This window comes from Methylocystis sp. SC2, from assembly GCF_000304315.1.
In the GTDB taxonomy this organism is placed as follows: domain Bacteria; phylum Pseudomonadota; class Alphaproteobacteria; order Rhizobiales; family Beijerinckiaceae; genus Methylocystis.
In genome coordinates, this window is record NC_018485.1 from 3,335,362 (window position 1) to 3,352,232 (window position 16,871).

Annotated in this window: 16 protein-coding genes; 4 read left to right on the forward strand and 12 right to left on the reverse strand. The window is 63.6% G+C overall.

From position 1 onward, the window contains the following. Positions 1-123 precede the first annotated feature (123 nt). On the reverse strand, positions 124-792 hold the full coding sequence (gene ung / locus BN69_RS16115) for a uracil-DNA glycosylase (protein ID WP_014892710.1): 669 nt from the start codon (positions 790-792) through the stop codon (positions 124-126). A gap of 137 nt (positions 793-929) precedes the next feature. Here ung and BN69_RS16120 point away from each other — a divergent pair, with 137 nt between their 5' ends. Further along, the gene (locus BN69_RS16120) at positions 930-1,607 is read left to right on the forward strand and encodes a hypothetical protein (protein ID WP_014892711.1); all 678 of its coding nucleotides are present in this window, start codon (positions 930-932) and stop codon (positions 1,605-1,607) included. A 96-nt stretch (positions 1,608-1,703) separates the two neighbouring features. Here BN69_RS16120 and BN69_RS16125 read toward each other — a convergent pair whose 3' ends face one another. The 5 genes from BN69_RS16125 to tolQ form a co-directional block, all read right to left on the reverse strand. Further along, the gene (locus BN69_RS16125) at positions 1,704-2,237 is read right to left on the reverse strand and encodes a YegJ family protein (RefSeq protein ID WP_014892712.1); all 534 of its coding nucleotides are present in this window, start codon (positions 2,235-2,237) and stop codon (positions 1,704-1,706) included. Positions 2,238-2,346: 109 nt separating this feature from the next. Further along, entirely contained in the window at positions 2,347-3,666 is a 1,320-nt protein-coding gene (gene tolB / locus BN69_RS16130) for a Tol-Pal system beta propeller repeat protein TolB (protein WP_014892713.1), read from the reverse strand. 290 nt (positions 3,667-3,956) lie between these two features. Continuing rightward, entirely contained in the window at positions 3,957-5,111 is a 1,155-nt protein-coding gene (locus BN69_RS16135) for a hypothetical protein (protein WP_014892714.1), read from the reverse strand. An 11-nt stretch (positions 5,112-5,122) separates the two neighbouring features. Next, on the reverse strand, positions 5,123-5,572 hold the full coding sequence (locus BN69_RS16140) for an ExbD/TolR family protein (RefSeq protein WP_014892715.1): 450 nt from the start codon (positions 5,570-5,572) through the stop codon (positions 5,123-5,125). Between the two features lie 9 nt (positions 5,573-5,581). Then, positions 5,582-6,325 (reverse strand): protein TolQ, encoded by a 744-nt coding sequence (gene tolQ / locus BN69_RS16145; protein WP_014892716.1) that lies wholly within the window; start codon positions 6,323-6,325, stop codon positions 5,582-5,584. Between the two features lie 215 nt (positions 6,326-6,540). On the opposite strand from tolQ, the gene BN69_RS16150 reads away from it, so the two are divergent. After that, positions 6,541-7,410: a fatty acid desaturase family protein gene (locus BN69_RS16150; protein WP_014892717.1), complete on the forward strand. Its 870-nt coding sequence runs from the start codon at positions 6,541-6,543 to the stop codon at positions 7,408-7,410. 9 nt (positions 7,411-7,419) lie between these two features. Here BN69_RS16150 and haoB read toward each other — a convergent pair whose 3' ends face one another. Next, positions 7,420-8,388, reverse strand: coding sequence for a hydroxylamine oxidation protein HaoB (gene haoB, locus BN69_RS16155; protein WP_014892718.1), 969 nt, complete (start codon positions 8,386-8,388; stop codon positions 7,420-7,422). Between the two features lie 204 nt (positions 8,389-8,592). After that, positions 8,593-10,296 carry a multiheme c-type cytochrome gene (locus tag BN69_RS16165; protein ID WP_014892719.1) on the reverse strand — a complete coding sequence of 568 codons (1,704 nt, stop codon included), beginning with the start codon at positions 10,294-10,296 and terminating at the stop codon, positions 8,593-8,595. Between the two features lie 159 nt (positions 10,297-10,455). Between BN69_RS16165 and BN69_RS16170 the strand changes: the two genes are divergently transcribed. Beyond that, entirely contained in the window at positions 10,456-11,202 is a 747-nt protein-coding gene (locus BN69_RS16170; RefSeq protein ID WP_014892720.1) for a metallophosphoesterase, read from the forward strand. 4 nt (positions 11,203-11,206) lie between these two features. Here BN69_RS16170 and BN69_RS16175 read toward each other — a convergent pair whose 3' ends face one another. Together BN69_RS16175 and rsmI are read right to left on the reverse strand one after the other, a co-directional pair. Beyond that, positions 11,207-11,581 carry a YraN family protein gene (locus BN69_RS16175; RefSeq protein ID WP_014892721.1) on the reverse strand — a complete coding sequence of 125 codons (375 nt, stop codon included), beginning with the start codon at positions 11,579-11,581 and terminating at the stop codon, positions 11,207-11,209. A gap of 14 nt (positions 11,582-11,595) precedes the next feature. Beyond that, complete coding sequence (rsmI, locus tag BN69_RS16180; protein ID WP_014892722.1) at positions 11,596-12,510, reverse strand: 16S rRNA (cytidine(1402)-2'-O)-methyltransferase; 915 nt, start codon at positions 12,508-12,510, stop codon at positions 11,596-11,598. A gap of 183 nt (positions 12,511-12,693) precedes the next feature. Here rsmI and BN69_RS16185 point away from each other — a divergent pair, with 183 nt between their 5' ends. Continuing rightward, positions 12,694-13,920, forward strand: coding sequence for a penicillin-binding protein activator (locus BN69_RS16185; protein WP_014892723.1), 1,227 nt, complete (start codon positions 12,694-12,696; stop codon positions 13,918-13,920). A gap of 50 nt (positions 13,921-13,970) precedes the next feature. Here BN69_RS16185 and glyS read toward each other — a convergent pair whose 3' ends face one another. Continuing rightward, complete coding sequence (gene glyS, locus BN69_RS16190; protein WP_014892724.1) at positions 13,971-16,196, reverse strand: glycine--tRNA ligase subunit beta; 2,226 nt, start codon at positions 16,194-16,196, stop codon at positions 13,971-13,973. A gap of 158 nt (positions 16,197-16,354) precedes the next feature. After that, complete coding sequence (locus BN69_RS18930) at positions 16,355-16,753, reverse strand: endonuclease domain-containing protein (RefSeq protein ID WP_244434980.1); 399 nt, start codon at positions 16,751-16,753, stop codon at positions 16,355-16,357. Positions 16,754-16,871 lie beyond the last annotated feature (118 nt).

A 16,871-nucleotide genomic window follows, 5' to 3' on the forward strand; every position in this document is an offset into this window, starting at 1 on the left:
ACCCCATCATTCCCGGCGGGCCGAAGGCCCGACCGGGAATCCGGAGCGATACAAGAATACCGACATTTTTCTGGATTCCCGATCGCTTCGCGATCGCGAAGCGATCGGGAATGACATTGCGCCTCACCACTCGATCGGCGCTTGGCCGTGGCCGATCAGATAGTCATTCGCCTTCGAGAAATGCCTGCAGCCGAAAAAGCCGTTATGCGCGGAAAGCGGCGACGGATGCGCGCATTCGAGCACCAAATGTTCGCGCCGGTCGATTCCGGCGCCTTTGCGCCGGGCGTAGGCGCCCCACAGCATGAAGACGACGCCGTTTCGCTCGCGCGACAGCGCGTGGATGGCGGCGTCGGTGAATTGCTCCCAGCCCTTGTTCTGATGCGAGCCCGCCGCGTTTTCGCGCACGGTGAGCGTCGCGTTCAGAAGCAGCACGCCCTGGCGCGCCCAGCGCGTCAGATCGGGGTCGCGCGAGACGGGACGGCCGAGATCGGCCTCGATTTCCTTGAAGATGTTCTGGAGCGAGGGGGGCGGCGGCGTGCCGGGGCCGACGGCGAAGCAAAGGCCGCAGGCCTGCCCGGCGCCGTGATAAGGGTCCTGCCCGAGAATGACGACCTTGACGCTGTCGAACGGACATTCGTCGAAGGCGCGAAAAATCTGCGGCGCTGGCGGATAGATCCGGCGCGCCGCATATTCGCCGCGGATGAATTCGCGCAGCGCGCCGAAATAGGGCTGTTCGAATTCGCGCGCGAGATGTTTGCGCCAGCTTTCGTCAATACGGACGGGTTTGGTCATTTGAAGGAAGATCGCCGCTGTCGAATGGAGCCCCCGAGGCGCTCTCTTGGGGGATGAATTCAGCATCGATATAATGGCAGGAAGCTCGCGTTTGTGAAACGGACGTGCGGTCTTGCTGCCGACTGGGGGGCGGTCCCATGGCGCATGAAGGTCCCCGATACGAATCGCTCATTGCTGGCGCAGTCTGGCTGGCGTCGATCGTCGGCGCGCTCTTTGCCGCGCCTTATGTCGTCGGCTACGGAATCGCATTCGGCGGATATGTTCCTTATGGAGTGGTCTGCAACACGAAGGATGATCTGTTCTCTGGACGAATCGATCCCGACAATTACGCAGCTTTTCTGATGAATCGGGGATGCGACTACCAGGCCGAGATAAGGCGCGTCCTCGCGAGCGACCCGTACTTCCGGAACGTCGACGCAAACAGGGTCATAGCGATCATCAGACACGACGTCGCGTCGGATAATTCCACTCAAGAGAGCTCGGCGGCGGATGTCGCAAGGGGCGTCAGCAGGACCTTCAGGTTTCCTGATGCGGAGGATTCCTGCGGGACAGGCACAGGGGCTGAATATTGCGCTTTGAGCCGCTTCTGGGGCGACGATCTTATCTCTCGTTTTTTCGAAAACGTTTCCGGGCTCTACCTGTCGTATTTTTTGTCACGAATGTCCGAGGCGATTTTTGACGGCGTGGAATTGCTCATCCGCTTGACCCGATTGGGCACGGCGTTCGGCGCCTTGTTGTTTGTCGCTTATGCGCTCGTGATCGGGCTCGTTAGCGGAGCTGCGATCAGAATGGTCGGCTCGATCATGAGGAGCTAGCGTTGGCCGCCGTCAGCATCAGGCAGGGCGTAGCACATGTCGTTGGCGTAGCTCGGCGTCCAAACCTGAGGCTCTGAACGGCCGAAGCTCTGGCGGTCACTCGCAGATGATACCGTATTCTTCTGCCATTTTCTTACGTTCAGTCGGCGTCGCATGGGCGAGAGCGGGACAAGCTGTTGCGTTCCCCTTTATTTTTCCGTCCTGAACATACATCCAGTCGGCGATGTCGTCTTTGACGAAGTGGATGGGCTGTCCGGCGCGTGCGCCATGGATGGTTTCTGGGTCATTGTCGATGCGGCCGTTGAAACCATTCGCGACCGGCTGCACATCGTGAACCCAGAAAAACTCCACTCGTTTTGGCGACTTCTGATCAGGACGCACAATGACCACGGCTTTACCGGATGGGGAGTCCGCGAGCCCGATTTTAACGGCGAAGAGTTTTGAGCCCTGCGGCGGCTTCGCCAATTTCGCTAGAAAACCATCGAGGCCCGCGCGAGCGCGCGCAAAGGCGAGCCGCATCGCGCCGTCTTCCTCCGGCACGCTCGGCACGGGAATGGAATTCCCAGCTCGCGCAACGGCAAAGGGCAAGAGGACAAAACAAGCTAAAAGGAAACCGCGATATTTGACCATTCGACGACCCTCAACCGAGCAAGAATCCTTTGCGCTCAGGCGCGATCGCGCGGCGGGGAGTAAAACGTCATCGCCTGAACGATGCGTTCAAAGCTACAGCGCAAGCATGTCAATCCTGCAGCGGTCCCCAGGCGGGATCGCTCGCAAAGCCCGGCGTCGGCACCTGAGTCTCCGAGCGGCCGAAGACGTCGACCATGTAGATTTTTGGTCCGCCGCCGCCGGAGGAATCGCGAAAGAACATCAGGAAGAGACCGTTGGGCGCCCAGGTCGGCCCTTCATTGTGAAAGCCTTCGGTAAGAATGCGCTCGCCGGAGCCGTCAATCTTCATGACGCCGATCGCGAAATTGCCGCCGTTCTGCTTGGTGAAGGCGATGTAGTCGCCCTTCGGCGACCAGACCGGCGTCGAATAGCGGCCGCCGCCGAAGGAAATGCGCTTCGCCTCGCCGCCATGCGCGCCCATGACATATATCTGCTGCGAACCGCCGCGGTCGCTCTCGAAGACGATCCGTGCGCCGTCGGGCGAGTAGGAGGGCGCCGTGTCGATGGCGCCGGTGTCGGTCAGACGCATCGTCGTGCGCGAGCGCAGATCCATCGTATAAAGATTGGTCGTCGAGCCCTGCGCCAGCGACATGATGATCTTCTGTCCGTCGGGCGAGAACCGCGGCGAGAAGGTCATGCCGGGGAAATTGCCGACCACTTCGCGCTGGCTGTTCTCGATATTCATCAACAGGACTTTGGGATCGCCGTCAGCGCCAAACGACATGTAGGTGACGTCGAGCGAGTTGGGCGAAAATCGCGGCGTGACGACGAGTTCGTCGCCGCGCGTCAGATAGCGCACATTCGCGCCGTCCTGATCCATCATCGCGAGGCGCTTGCGGCGCCTGTCCTTTGAGCCGGTTTCGTCGACGAAGACGACGCGCGTGTCGAAAAATCCCTTCTCGCCGGTGATGCGGGAAAAAACCGCGTCGGAGAGGAGATGCGCGACGCGCCGCATATTGGCGGACTCGGTGACATATTGCTGGCCCGCGACTTGTTCGCCCGTCGTCACGTCGAAGAGTCGGAACTCCGTTTTCAGCCTGCCGTCGCCGGCGCGTTGGGAACGACCCGTGAGGACAAATTGCGCGTTCACCGCCTTGAAGGCGGCGAGATGGGGCGCGGCGTCCGGCGGCGCGGCGTTCGCGGGCAGGGCGCCGGGGTCGATCGGATTCAAGAACACCGAGCGCTTGAAGTTGTTGAGCGTCACCGAGGTCACGGTGCGCGCGGCGTCGTCGCCGACAAAAGGCGGGACGGCGATATTCACCGGCTGAAAGCCGCCGCCCTTGAGATCGATGATGCGTCCGGCCCGCGCCAGAGTCATGGGAAGCAGGGGGGCGAAGGCGGCGCTGGCGATGAGTCCGGCCGCAGCGCGGCGGGTGATGGAGCGTGTCATGGGCGAAATCTTTCCAGCATCGCCGTGAAGAAACCGTAACGCTTGTCGGCGATGGACAAGGTTGTCGGATGCGGCGTTTCAGTTTCCTCCCTGTCCCTCCCCGCTTCGCAAACCGGGCGTTCCCGGTTTCCGCATCTACGCCGATGTCGGCGACGGCCGACTTCGGCGGGGAGAGGGGACGCGAACGAGCGGCGTTAGCGGGGTGGCGGCGAAGCGCGAAACCTGCTCCCTCTCCCGCGTGAGCGGGCGAGGGAGGGGGCCGACCCATTCGCTGCGCGCCAAGCCCTTCACTAATTCGCATCCTGGAAGCGGATCGTGACCTCGTGCAGCGCCTCTTCGTAGTAGGGCAGGAATTCGGGCGGAATGCGTATCGGACTGCAGCGGCGCACCGCCTGCATCGCCTGCTCGCCGCGGGCGTGTTCGGTCGGGCTCGCCGAGGCGTTCAGCAGTTTCGGGCGCCCTTCAAGTTCGCCTTCGCGCGAAAGGTGGAACTCGACGATCGGCGTATAGCTCTGCCCGCCGAGCGACAGCCCGGACGCCCAGCAGGGATAGTAGTGGTCGTGAATATAGGCGGCGATGCGCGCCTCCATCGACGCCGACATCGTCGCCGCCGCGCCCGTTGGCGCGCCGAGCGCCGCCGCCTGCGTCGCTCGGCCGGTCGCCGCCTTGCGTTGCGGCGCTTCGCGGCTCAGCAGTTTCGAGATGCTGGCGGCGTCGAACTTCGACTTCAGCGCATTCTCCTCGCCCGACTTCGGCTTCGACTCCTTGACGGCCTTTTCGGCGAGTTCGCCGATCGACGTCTCGGGCTCAGGCTTTTCTTGCTGCTTCTTGCTGTCGAGGAGCTTCGCCACCTCGTCGATCTTAAGCCGCTCTTTGGGTTTCTCCGTCGCAGCGGCGTCCTTTGCCGCGTTGTCCGGCTTCGTGCGGGCGGGCGGCTTCGGCTTCACGACCTCCGCTTCTTCGGGCTCCTTTTTCTCGGGCTCTTTCTTCTCCGGTTCCGGGGCGGCGGCTTTCGGTTTTGCCGCCGGTTTCGGCTCGGGCTGTTTTTCGACGGGCTTTGGCGGCGGCTCCGGCTTTTGCGGCAGCGCGGCGACTCGCTTGGGCGGGGTCGGCGGCGCATCGTCGGCGGTCGGCTGCGGCAGCGGACGCGTGGGCGGCGGCGGCGGCGTAATGTCCTTCTTGGCCTGCGCGAGCGGCGGCTCCGGCTTCGTCTCAACTTCGGGCGCGACCTTGTCGACGCGCGGCGTGGGCTTGATCGCGCGCGCGGTCTTCTCGCCCTTCATGATCTGCGTGAGTTCGCTGTCGGCGACGAGGTCGACCGGAACCATCTCCACGGCGTCATCGAATTTCTTGGCGTCGGAAAACAGGACGAACGCCGCCAGAAGCAATCCCGCGTGGATCGCCGAGGAGAGAGGAAAACCGGGTTCGGAGCGCGAAATTTTCACTTCCGCTCAGCTCACTTTTTCTCCTGCTCCGTCACCAGCGCGACCTTTTTGTACCCGGCGCTGATGACAAGCGACATCACTTCGGCGACGCGGCCATAGTTCACCGCCTTGGAGCCGCGCACATAAATCCTTTCGTCGAACCCCTGCTTAACGGTGTCCTTCAGCCTGTCGAGCAACTGCGTCGTCTCGACCGGCTGATCCATCAGGAACACCTGTCCCTTCTCGTCGATGGCGATCGAGACCGGCTTCTGATCGATATTGAGCGCGCCGGCCTTGGTCTGCGGAAGATCGACGGCGACGCCGGTCGCGAGCAGCGGCGCCGCCACCATGAAGATGATGAGCAGCACCAGCATGACGTCGATGAACGGCGTCATGTTGATTTCGGCCATGGCCCCGTAACGCGGCACGCCGCGCCGCCGCCTGCCGCCCTTGCGTCCCGGGGTCGAGAGGGAAGCGCCCATGCCCGCGCCCTACGCCGCGCGGTCGCGGTTCGAGGACGCCGCGTGCTGGTCGATCTGACGCGACAGGATCGCGGAGAACTCGTCGGCGAAGCTTTCCATCCGCGCCTGCGCCTTGGCGACGTCGCCCTGCATCTTGTTGTAGGCGATCAGCGCCGGAATGGCGGCGAACAGGCCGATCGCGGTGGCGAGCAGCGCTTCGGCGATGCCGGGCGCGACGACGGCGAGCGAGGTGTTCTTCGAGGCCGCGATCGAGCGGAACGACGTCATGATGCCCCACACCGTGCCGAACAGGCCGACGAAGGGGCCGGCCGACGCCACCGTCGCGAGCACCAGCAGATTGGATTCAAGCTTCTCGACCTCGCGGGCGATGGAGACGTCGAGCACTTTCTCGATACGCGCCTGCAGGCCCATGAAAGAGGCGCTGGCGCCCGCCTGGAAGGAGCGCTTCCATTCCCGCATGGCGGCGACGAAAAGCGTCGCCGTGCCGGTCTGCGGCCGCTCCGAGAGCTTGCCGTACAGCTCCTCGAGCGAATTGCCCGACCAGAAGTTTTCCTCGAAGCGATCCATCGAGCGGCGCATGCGCGCGAAGAGCAGCGTCTTGTCGATGATGATCGCCCAGCACCAGACGGATGCGGCGAGCAGTCCGACCATGACGATCTTGACGACGATATGCGCGCCCCAGAACATGCTCCAAATCGTGATGTCGGCGGCGGGAGCGGCGAGAGGGCTCGCGGCGATCTCGGCTGGATTCATGATTTGTCCTTGAGTCGGCAGGCGTTCTGCGGCGGCTTGGCTGCGACGCCCGGTCTATCGCCTGCAATTTCGCCATTTGTGGGGCTGCGATGCGGCGCACAACAAACCATAGGGAGGATGCGTTAACAAGCCGTAAGGGTTAAGCAAAGCTTGGAAGGTCAGAAGGGCGGGGTTCTCTAGGCGCGGACTCCGGACTTGTTTGCTGGGTTTGCGTGATGCGCATTGCGGTTTTTGACGGCCGGCCATTCTGCCGGCGAGAGGATATTTACAAAATTCTTCAGGCGCTTATCACGCCTGCAGCGTTTTTTCTCCCCTATTTTTTGCCTCTCTCCTTCGCCGAGCTATCAGCTTATCTGCTGGCGCTCATCGCCGTGAACGGCTCAGCCAATTACCTGCTGCATTTGCACGTCCACTACCCCTTCACCACTTCGCCCGCATTCAATCTTCTGCTCGATCTCATGCTCGGCGCGGCGACAGGGATCACCGCCTCGAACTGGCGCATCCAGCATGTGTACGGCCACCATTGCGGCCGTGAGAAGAAATTTCGCGCGCGGGATTTTGACATGAGCGCAGCTTTCTCAGGCCGCCGCGCTCTAGCGTTTTGCTGGCGCTCGATGTGGCCGACGATCGTGGGACCGTTCCGCGAAGCCTATGAGCAGGGCCTCCTTAAAAACATCAGGGAGCCGATCGATTACCGCTGGGCGTTCGTGGAGCAGTGCCTCTATCTCACCCTGATCGCCGCGTTATTCGCGTGGCGGCCATGGCTCACGCTTGGCTTCGTTCTGCCGTGGCATTTCGCTGTGTTCTTTTTCACGCGGTATGTCGATTTTCTCAATCACTGCGGATGCAAGGAGTCGTCCGGCAATCCTTTTGTTATCGCCAATAACACGACCCATGCGGTGTTCAACCGCCGCAGCGGAAATCTAGGATTTCATACTGCTCATCATCTTTACCCGAACGCGCATTGGAGCGAATTGCCGACTCTGCACCGCGTCATCGAAAAGAATATCCCGCCGCGTCTGGTGACGAGTGTCAACTGGTCGTTCCTTCATTTCCCGCTGCATGTGCTGTGCGGAATTTCATAGGGGCAGGGCTCAGTCATTCAGCCGATAAATCCACCATCCCTTGTGCTGATAGACGAGCGAAAATCGCGTGAGCGGCGAGGGCAGGGAGGTGGAGAACGGCAACAGCCGCGCAATCAGCCGGTCGCCGTCGCTCTTGCGCTGGAAATAATGCAGCCGCGTGGCGCCGCCCATCGGTTCGACGGCGAAGCCGCCTTCGATCTTTTGATCGCGCATCCATTGCTGCGCGGATTTGATGAGACCGTGCGAAACGCCGGTCGCGGCGAAGTCCTTATAGGTGATGGAGAGCTGTTGCGGCCGCGCGGCGGCGAGCATCCATGCGTCCGAAATGCGCACGGCGACATAGGCGGGCTTGCCGTCGGCGAGTCTTTTCAACGCCTCGCTGGCGCGCGCCTCATCGGCGTCGAGCAGCGCGTCCAAGAAACGTGTGAAACTATTGGCTGACGCGGTCGGTACGCCCGCGCCCCATCGCGCGCGCTCCGCCGCCCCCGCCGCCGACCAGGAGGCGGGCATGAGAAGCCCGCGCGCCTCCGCGTCGTCGAGCGGCGCGGCGCGCCCGGCGACGAGGCGTATCGCGCGCGAGAAATCCCACCACGCCAGCACGACGGCGTCCTGCGGCGTATGTTCGCGGATCGCAGCGAGAACCTTCGCCGCATCGGCTGCGGAAGCCTCCGCGAAGAAGATTGGCTCCGTCACCTGATTGCGCCACACGAGCGGCGTCAGCCGGCCCGCGTCGTCGCGCGCGACGACGCCGGTGGCGAGGAGACGGCGTTCGTCCTTCGCCGAGACATCGATCTGCTGCAGGCGCTCGGGCGTTAGTCCGAAGCCTTCGACATCCTTCGCCGCCTCCGCCGAGATCGGCGCGAGCCGCGTTTCAAACGGGGCGGTGGGATTGAGGCCCGCGTAGATCGCCCAGCCGAGCAGGGCGAAGCCGAAAACGATGAGGGCGACGCCGGCGATGAGCCGAATGCGGGGAGTCATGCGCGTCCATTGTCAGAGGTCATTGCCGCACCCGAATGTCATTCCCGCGAAAGCGGGAATCCAGAGCGGCAGCCGATTCTATCGCAGAAGGCCCTCGCGCTGTCGCGCGCCGGAATGACAATCGCGATTTCAATTCTCAGCGACGAAGCAATCCAGAGCTGCTTTGCGACGCTGGATTGCTTCGCTTCGCTCGCATGACGGCGTTCACGAAGCCTTGCGGCGCATGAGCAGGCCGGCGCCGGCGAGCATCGCAAGCAGCCCCAGACCGCCCGCGATGGCGCGGCGCGTCGGCGAATCGAGATCGAGGTCGCCGCGCTTCTGGCCGGAGATGCGCTTCAACTCGGCCCGGATTTCCGCGGCTTCGCGCAGCTTGAAGTCCTCGTCGTTGATCTTCGCCGCCGCGCCGATGAGCTGCGACCAGCCTTCGGTATAGGTGTAGCCGCCGGGGTTCATATGCGCGAGCCCCTTATAGTGCTTGATCTGATGGTGCTCCCACATGTCGGCGAAGACATATTCGATGGCGCTCGGATTATTGCCCTTCTGCCAGAACAGCTGGAAGAAGCCGCCCGCGTCGTCCTTCTCCGGCGCCGGCGGTGCCGGACGGTTCGTCGTCTGACCCGGCAGCAGCTTGTCGTTGTAGAGCTTCACGAGGACGCTGCGCGCCTTCTCGGTGATGTCGAGACCGGAGACGATGCCCTTATCCATGCCGTCGAGATAGGCGCGGGCGAAACTGTCGGAGTGACAGTTGGAGCAGGTCGACACCCACGACTCCTTGCGCTGCGTGAACCAGGGGTGGTTCAAATTCTCCGCGATTTTCGGCATCGGCACGAAGGCCCAGCGCGACTTGCGCACCATGTTGTGCGTGAACTTGCCTTCGTATTCCATGTGGCAGAAGGCGCAGGTCGGGGCGTTCATCTTGCCCTTTTCCATCGCGTCGGCGAGGCGGACGTTCCAGTCCCATGTGTCGCCGCGCGTCTGATAGACCGTGCCGTGCTTCGACAGCATGTAGCCTTCGAATTCATTGTGATCGACGCCATTGTGGCAGATGGCGCAGGCCTGCGGCTTACGCGCCTGCACGGCCGAGAATTCGTGGCGCGTATGGCAGGAGTTACAGGTCGTCTGCGGCGTGTGGCAGAAGGTGCAGCCTTCCGCGACTTCGCGCTGCTCCATCGCCGCCCAGACCGCATTCTCGACATTGGCCTTCATCGAGAGCGCGTGTGAGGGATGGCCCGGCTTCCACTGATCCTGCGGCCAGGTGAAGGTGTCGCGCTCGGACTCGCGTTCGGCGAATTGCTGCACATGGCATTGGCCGCAGGCGGCGGCGTCGGGCATTTTCAATTCGGTTTTGTGCTGGCCGTGATCCTTGCCGACTCCCATATGGCAGTCGATGCAGCCGACCTCCTTTAAGTTCTCGCCGGCCTTGAGCGTCCCCATCGAGCGCAGGTTATTCTCGACCTCCGTGATCATCGCCTTCTTATAGGCGCGCACGTCCGAGTCGGGCAGCGCGCGGATCGCGTCGAGATTGCCATGCACGCTGCCCTTCCAGCTGTGCGTCCACCCGGGCGTCACTTGGCTGTGGCATTCGACGCATTGCGCGCGCTGCGCGTCGACGTCGATCGTCTGCGGCGGCTTGTAGAAATCATGCGGGTTGAGATATTTCGAGATCGGGATCGGCTCCCAATATTTCGAGAGCGAGCCTTTGCCGGCGCCTTGCGATTCGTCGTAGTAGCGCCTGGTCAGCGCGTCATAGAGCTCCTTGGGCGACGCGGTCTTGGCGAGGCCGAGCGCCTTGAAGGTTTCATCCGGCGTGTCCGCCAGGGCCGGCGCGCAGAGGACAAAGGTCACGGCGAACGCGAAGATCAGCGCGAGGCGAGCCGCGTAATGAGAAACCCTTTGTGACTTCGGCATGCTCTCCCTCGCCTCTTCTGCGTCTGGCTGCATTGTCGGGGCCGAGGCGGCCAGAGGAAAGGACCACAGGCTACCCCGCCGATGAGGCCACCCCCGGGTTAGGCCCTATGGCTCGTCAAAACGCTTCCTGACGATAAATGATGATTTCCTGGAGAAGCCATGACGACGCGTTGGTTCCCCTCAGCTTTGAAGACCGCCGAGGCGCCGCCCGGCTTACGCATCTATTCGATCGGCGACGTTCACGGCCGCGCCGATCTTCTGCACGTTCTCGCCGAAGCGATCGCCGAAGATCTCGCGGCGCGCCGCTGCGAACAGGCGGTCACCGTCTTCGTCGGGGATTACGTCGACCACGGACTTGGCTCGAATGGCGTGTTGAAGCGCTTGTCCACCGGCGAGTTCCCAACGCCCATCGTCGCGCTGCGCGGCAACCATGAAGAAACGATGCTGCGCTTCCTCAACGACGCCGCGGCGCTCGACGACTGGGTCAGCAGCGGCGCGCTGATGACGTTGCATTCCTATGGCGTGGACGCCGGCGAGGAAGTCGCGCAAGGCGGAGTCTCGCAGGTGCGCGTCAAATTTCTCGCGCATTTCCCGGATGAACATCGCCGCTTCATCGAAGAAACGCGGCTGTGGGCGGAATATGGCGGCTATTTCTTCTGCCACGCCGGCGTGCGGCGCAGCGCGCCGCTGCATCTGCAGGCCCCCCACGATCTGATGAACATCCGTGAGGGGTTTCTCGATTGCGGCGAGTCTTTCGGGAAGGTGATCGTGCATGGGCACACGCCGCATAACAACGTCGAGGATTTGCCCAACCGGATCAATCTCGACACGCATGCGTTCAAGACCGGCGTCTTGACCGCGGTGGCGCTGGACGGCTTCGAGCGGCGCTTTATTCAGACCGCGTGAGGGATCAGCCGACGCGCAGCTCGAAGGCGTTTTCGAGATGACGCGGCAGCCGGCCCGGCGCGAGAAAAATCGCGTCGGCGCGCAGCGTATAATTCATCGCCCAGGGATTTCCAGCGAGCCAGCGGCCCACAGCCTGCGAAAAGCGGCGATGTTTTTGCGGCGTGATGGCGATGGCCGCGTCCTCGAGATCGGCGCGCGCCTTCACTTCGACGAAAACGATCGTGCGGCCGCGCTTCGCGATAATGTCGATTTCGCCGCCATGCGCGCGGAAATTGCGCGCCAGAATTTGATAGAGCCGCGCTTGCAGCCACAGCGTCGCCGCCGTCTCGGCGCGAAGGCCGTAGACATAGGCGGCGCGGCGGGCGTGGTCCTGCTCCATTATTTGCGCACCCCTTACTTCACGCGTCCCGCCGCCAGCTCCAGCGCCCGCGCATAGACCTGCCGTCGGGGCTGACCTGTCGCGGCGGACACCACGCTCGCCGCGTCCTTCACCGAATGCGCCGTGAGCGCCTCTTCGATTTTGGCGTCGAGATCGGCGGCCGCGGTCTGCGCCGCGTCGGCGCCGGGCGGGGCGACGAGCAGCACGATTTCCCCCTTGGGGGGCTCCTCTTCGGCGAGCGTCGCCGCGAGTTCGTCGAGCGTCCCGCGACGGACCGATTCGAACATTTTGGTGAGTTCGCGGGCGATCGCAGCATTGCGCTTGCCGAGGATCGCCGCGCAATCGGCGAGCGTCTCGACCAATCGGCGCGGGCTTTCGAAAAACACCAGCGTTCCGGGGATAGGCGCGAGTTCCGCGAGCCTTGCCCGCCGCGGCCCGCTTTTATGCGGCAGAAAGCCTTCGAAAAAGAAACGGTCGGTCGGCAGTCCGGCGACGACCAGCGCCGCCAGCACGGCGGAAGGGCCCGGCACCGACGTCACATGCACGCCTTTCTCGAGCGCCTCCTGGACCAGCCTGAAGCCAGGATCCGAGACGAGCGGCGTGCCGGCGTCGGAGACGAGCGCGAGCTTCGCCCCGGCCTCGAGCCGCGCCAGAAGGTGAGGGCGGATCACCCTGGCGTTGTGCTCATGATAGGCGATGAGCGGCGTCGAAATCCCGTAATGGGCGAGCAGCGTCTTGGTGACCCTTGTGTCCTCGGCGACCACCGCGTCCGCCGCGGCAAGGGTGGAGAGCGCGCGAAACGAAATGTCCTTCAAATTGCCGATCGGAGTCGCGACAAGGTGCAGTCCTGGCTCGATTCTCTCGGCTTCGGCGCGCAGGCCGAAGGCGGTGTAACTCGCAGCAGGCGGAGAAATGGCCTCGATGGTCATGCGCGTCGCCGATCTTTGTTCGTTTTAAGATACTGGATGTTCGTTTAAGAGGACAAGCGCCAACTGCGCGCCAGCCGCAATTCCTCCAAATGGACCGTCTATTGACTTTCGGCTAGGGACTCGGACCCTTAGCGCAGAATAGCCGCGCCATGGCGGGAGCCCCGGGCGCCGCAGGGGGTTTTCATGTCGACATTGTCTTCTCGCGCGCGCGCCGGCGCGTTCACGCGCGGCGCCGTGACGAAGCGCGCTGCGCTCGTCGGCCTTGCGGCCACGCTTGCGGCCTGCAGTCCCACGAGCGGGCCATGGGCGCCGGGCGCGCGCGATCTAAAGCTCAGCGGAGCGACCCAGGTCGCTCCCGCGGAAAGCGAGACGATCGGAACCGGCGCGGTGAAAATCGCGCTGATCGTGCCGCTGACGGGCCCCTCGGGTCCTTCCTCCGTCGGCGCGTCGCTGCTCAACGCCGCCAAGCTCGCCTATGCCGACAGCGGCGCCAATGACGTGACGATCCTCGTCAAGGACGATCGCTCGACGCCGTCGGGCGCCGCCGCGGCGACTCAGGCCGCCATCAACGAGGGCGCCGAAGTCATTTTGGGGCCAGTGTTTGGCGCCGGCGTCAAGGAGGCGAGCCGCGTCGCGCGCGCCGCCAACAAGCCGATGATCGCCTTCTCGACGGACTCCTCGGCCGCGGGCCGCGGCAGCTATCTGCTGTCCTTTCCGGTCGAGGGCTATGTCGACCGCGGCGTCAGCTACGCGTCGCAGCACGGCAAGAAATCAATCGCGGCGCTGGTGCCCGAAAATGACTACGGCACGCTGGCGATGGCGCAGTTCCAGCAGAGCGCCGCGACCTACGGCATTCGCGTGCCGGTGATCGAGCGCTACAAGCCGGGCGCGCCCGGCGATTCCGTGAAGCGTTTGGCCGCCGCGCGCGATCAATTCGACGCGCTGTTCATTCCCGAGCAGGCCGAGGCGATGCAGGCGGTGTCCAAGGAGCTCGTGGCGAACGGCATCGACTCCAAGAAGGTGCAGATTTTCGGCACGGGCTTGTGGAACGACGCGCGCACGCTGAGCCTGCCAGCGCTGCAGGGCGCCTGGTTCACGGCGCCGGAGAACGCCGGCTTCAACGCTTTCGCGCAGCGCTACAAGGCCAAATACGGCTCCGACCCGGCGCGCGTCGCGACGCTCGCCTATGACGCGGTGTCGCTCGCCATCGCGCTGTCGCGTTCGCAGGGGTCGCAGCGCTATTCGGAAAGCGTGCTGACCAATCCTTCCGGCTTCAACGGCGCCGACGGCGTGTTCCGGTTTAGGCCGGATGGCGGCAATGATCGCGGATTGTCGGTGCTGGAGATCGGCGGCGGTTCGGCGAAGATCATCTCGCCCGCGCCGCGTAATTTCACCGGGAATGGGGCGTAGGGCAGGGCGGCGTCTCCACCTCCCCCTTGAGGGGAGGGTGGGTTGCGCGGTTACGCCGTCGCCGTCTCTCCCGCGATCTTGCCGAAGTCGGCGACGCCCATCATCACGCGGCGCAGTTCGGCAAGCAGCCTCAACCGGTTCAACCGCAGATCGGCGTTGTCGGCGTTGACCGTCACATCGTCGAAGAAGACGTCGACCGGTTCGCGAAGCTTTGACAGCGCGCGCATGGCGCCGGCGAAATCTTCCTTCGAAAGATGTTCGGCGGTCTCTTCGCGCGCGCGGGCGATCGCGGCGGCGAGCTTATGCTCTTGCGGCTCGATGCGCAGGTTTGGCGCATGGCGCTGCGCATAGGCGTCCGCGCCGTCCTTCTTTTCTTCGGCTTTCAGGATGTTGCTGGCGCGCTTGTAGCCGGCGAGCAGGTTTTTTCCGTCGTCGGTCGCAAGGAATGTGTCGAGCGCCTCAACTTTGTGGGTGATCATGAGCAGATCGTCCTGTAGCGGCGCGCCTGTCGCTTGCTCCTCATCGGAGTCGGCGAAAGCGACGGCGCCCAGCGCCGCATCTATCAGATCGTGTCGCGCCCCCTTGTCGCGCAAGTAGACCTTCAGCCGATCGATGAAAAATTCGAGGAGGTCCGCCGCGACGTCATGCCCGGACTTGTTCCGGGCATCCACGCCCTTACGCTGCGCGTCGATGGCCGGGACAAGCCCGGCCATGACGCCGTGAAGCGATAGCCTCAGCTCATTCTCCAACGCGATCCTGATCACCCCTAACGCCGCGCGGCGCAGCGCGTAAGGATCCTTGCTCCCCGTCGGCTTTTCGTCGATCGCCCAGAAACCCACCAGCGTGTCGAGCTTGTCGGCGAGCGCCACGGCGATCGACGCGGGGTCGGTCGGGATACGATCGTTCGGCCCCTGCGGCTTGTAATGCTCCTCGATCGCCGCGGCGACGCTGGCGTCTTCGCCCTGCGCGCTTGCGTAATAGCGGCCCATCAGCCCCTGCAGTTCGGGGAACTCGCCGACCATTTCGGAAACGAGATCGGCCTTGCAGAGCGTCGCCGCGCGTTCGGCGAGAAAAGCGTCGGCGCCGACGATGGGCGCAAGCGTCTTCGCCAGCGCCGCGATGCGCTTGACGCGTTCGCCCTGCGTGCCGAGCTTTTCGTGAAAGACGATTGAATCGAGTTTCGGCAGACGCTCTTCGAGCCTCGTCTTGAGATCGGTCTCATAGAAGAATTTCGCGTCCGACAGCCGCGCGGCGATGACGCGCTCATTGCCGGCGACGACCGTCGCGCCGCCGTCGGAGGCTTCGATGTTGGAGACGAGGATGAAGCGATTCGTGAGGGCGTCGGCAGTCGGCAGTCGGTCTTCGGTCTTCGACTGCCGACTGGCGATCGCCGACTGTCGAAGAACGAAACATTTCTGATTCACGCGGATCGTCGCGCGGATCACTTCCGGCGGAATGGAAAGGAAGCTTTCATCGAACGCGCCCATGAGCGTCACCGGCCATTCGATGAGGCCGGCGACTTCTTCGAGCAGGCCAGCGTCCTCGACGAGCTCCAGCCCTTGCGCGAAGGCGAGATCCTTCGCGTCATGCAGGATGATGTCGCGTCGCCGCGCCGCATCGATGACGACGTTGGCGCGCTCCAGCGACAGCGCATAATCCTCGAAGCGCTTCACGCGAATAGGCTGCGGCGCCAGGAAGCGATGGCCGTGGGTCACATTGCTTGACGCGATTCCGTCAACCTCGAAGCGGACGATCTCGGGAGATTCCGTCTCGGGTCCAAATGTCGCGACGATGGAATGGAGCGGGCGCACCCAGCGCAGCGAATCCGCGCGCTCGGACGCCGCGCCCCAGCGCATCGATTTCGGCCAGGGAAAGCTCTTGACGATCGTCGGGAGAATTTCGGCGAGAACGTCGATCGTCTCCGCGCCGGCGCGCTCGATGACCGCGACGTAAAATTCGCCCTTCTTCGGGTCCTTCTCGATCCTCGCCTGATCGAGCGAAGCGAGTCCGGCGCTTTTCAGAAAGCCGGCGATCGCCGCCTCCGGCGCGCCGACGCGCGGACCTTTGCGCTCTTCGCGCAAATCCGGCTGGCGCGACGGCAGGCCCACCACTTGCAACGCGAGACGGCGCGGCGTGGCGTAGGCGGCGGCGCCTTCATAAGTCAGGCCGCGATCGACCAGCGCATTGGTGACGAGCCGCTTGAGGTCGTCAGCCGCCTGGCGCTGCATGCGCGCTGGAATTTCTTCGGAGAAAAGTTCGAGAAGGAGATCGGACATCTGCGCAGACTATTCCCCCAGGGGAATCGGGTGAAGGATTGTTTTCGTCACCCTCATCCTAAGGAGCCGCCGCAGTCAGCGTCTCGAAAGACGAGGGTGAGGAAAACTACGCGAAGGTGGGCTTCCTCGCCCTTCGAGACGCGTGCTGCGCACGCTCCTCAGGATGAGGAAGCCCTTGACCAATTCCCCTGACTATTCCCCTCCCCCCGCTTGCGGCGGGGAGGGGTTAGGGGTGGGGGCTCTATCGTTTGGTAGAGCGCGGCGCAGATCGTGTCCACAACGCTTTCGAGATTGCGCAAAACCTCGTGATTCCAAAACCGCAACACGCGGTAGCCGCTTGTCTCAAGAAATCGCGTGCGTTTTTCGTCGCGCAGCGCTTCAGCGTCGAAGCCATGTTGCTCGCCGTCGAGCTCGACGACGATGCGCATGCGATGACAGGCGAAATCCGCGAAATAGGGGCCGATCGGCGCTTGTCTGCGGAAATGAACGTTTTTGATTTCAAGTTGTCGGAGCTGTGTCCAAAGCCGACGTTCGGCCGGCGTCGCTTCGCGGCGCAATTTTCGGGCGCGGGGCGTTCGAGGGTCTGAACGATCTGTTTTGTCGTTCATCGCGCGACCCCCCACCCCTAGCCCCTCCCCGCCGCAAGCGGGGGGAGGGGAATGCCAACGCCCAGTG

Bases quoted from the DNA above. Each gene is read 5' to 3' on its own strand.
- ung (WP_014892710.1), bottom strand. From the start codon at position 792: ATGACCAAACCCGTCCGTATTGACGAAAGCTGGCGCAAACATCTCGCG.
- BN69_RS16120 (WP_014892711.1), top strand. From the start codon at position 930: ATGGCGCATGAAGGTCCCCGATACGAATCGCTCATTGCTGGCGCAGTC.
- BN69_RS16125 (WP_014892712.1), bottom strand. From the start codon at position 2,237: ATGGTCAAATATCGCGGTTTCCTTTTAGCTTGTTTTGTCCTCTTGCCC.
- tolB (WP_014892713.1), bottom strand. From the start codon at position 3,666: ATGACACGCTCCATCACCCGCCGCGCTGCGGCCGGACTCATCGCCAGC.
- BN69_RS16140 (WP_014892715.1), bottom strand. From the start codon at position 5,572: ATGGGCGCTTCCCTCTCGACCCCGGGACGCAAGGGCGGCAGGCGGCGG.
- tolQ (WP_014892716.1), bottom strand. From the start codon at position 6,325: ATGAATCCAGCCGAGATCGCCGCGAGCCCTCTCGCCGCTCCCGCCGCC.
- BN69_RS16150 (WP_014892717.1), top strand. From the start codon at position 6,541: ATGCGCATTGCGGTTTTTGACGGCCGGCCATTCTGCCGGCGAGAGGAT.
- haoB (WP_014892718.1), bottom strand. From the start codon at position 8,388: ATGACTCCCCGCATTCGGCTCATCGCCGGCGTCGCCCTCATCGTTTTC.
- BN69_RS16165 (WP_014892719.1), bottom strand. From the start codon at position 10,296: ATGCCGAAGTCACAAAGGGTTTCTCATTACGCGGCTCGCCTCGCGCTG.
- BN69_RS16170 (WP_014892720.1), top strand. From the start codon at position 10,456: ATGACGACGCGTTGGTTCCCCTCAGCTTTGAAGACCGCCGAGGCGCCG.
- BN69_RS16175 (WP_014892721.1), bottom strand. From the start codon at position 11,581: ATGGAGCAGGACCACGCCCGCCGCGCCGCCTATGTCTACGGCCTTCGC.
- rsmI (WP_014892722.1), bottom strand. From the start codon at position 12,510: ATGACCATCGAGGCCATTTCTCCGCCTGCTGCGAGTTACACCGCCTTC.
- BN69_RS16185 (WP_014892723.1), top strand. From the start codon at position 12,694: ATGTCGACATTGTCTTCTCGCGCGCGCGCCGGCGCGTTCACGCGCGGC.
- glyS (WP_014892724.1), bottom strand. From the start codon at position 16,196: ATGTCCGATCTCCTTCTCGAACTTTTCTCCGAAGAAATTCCAGCGCGC.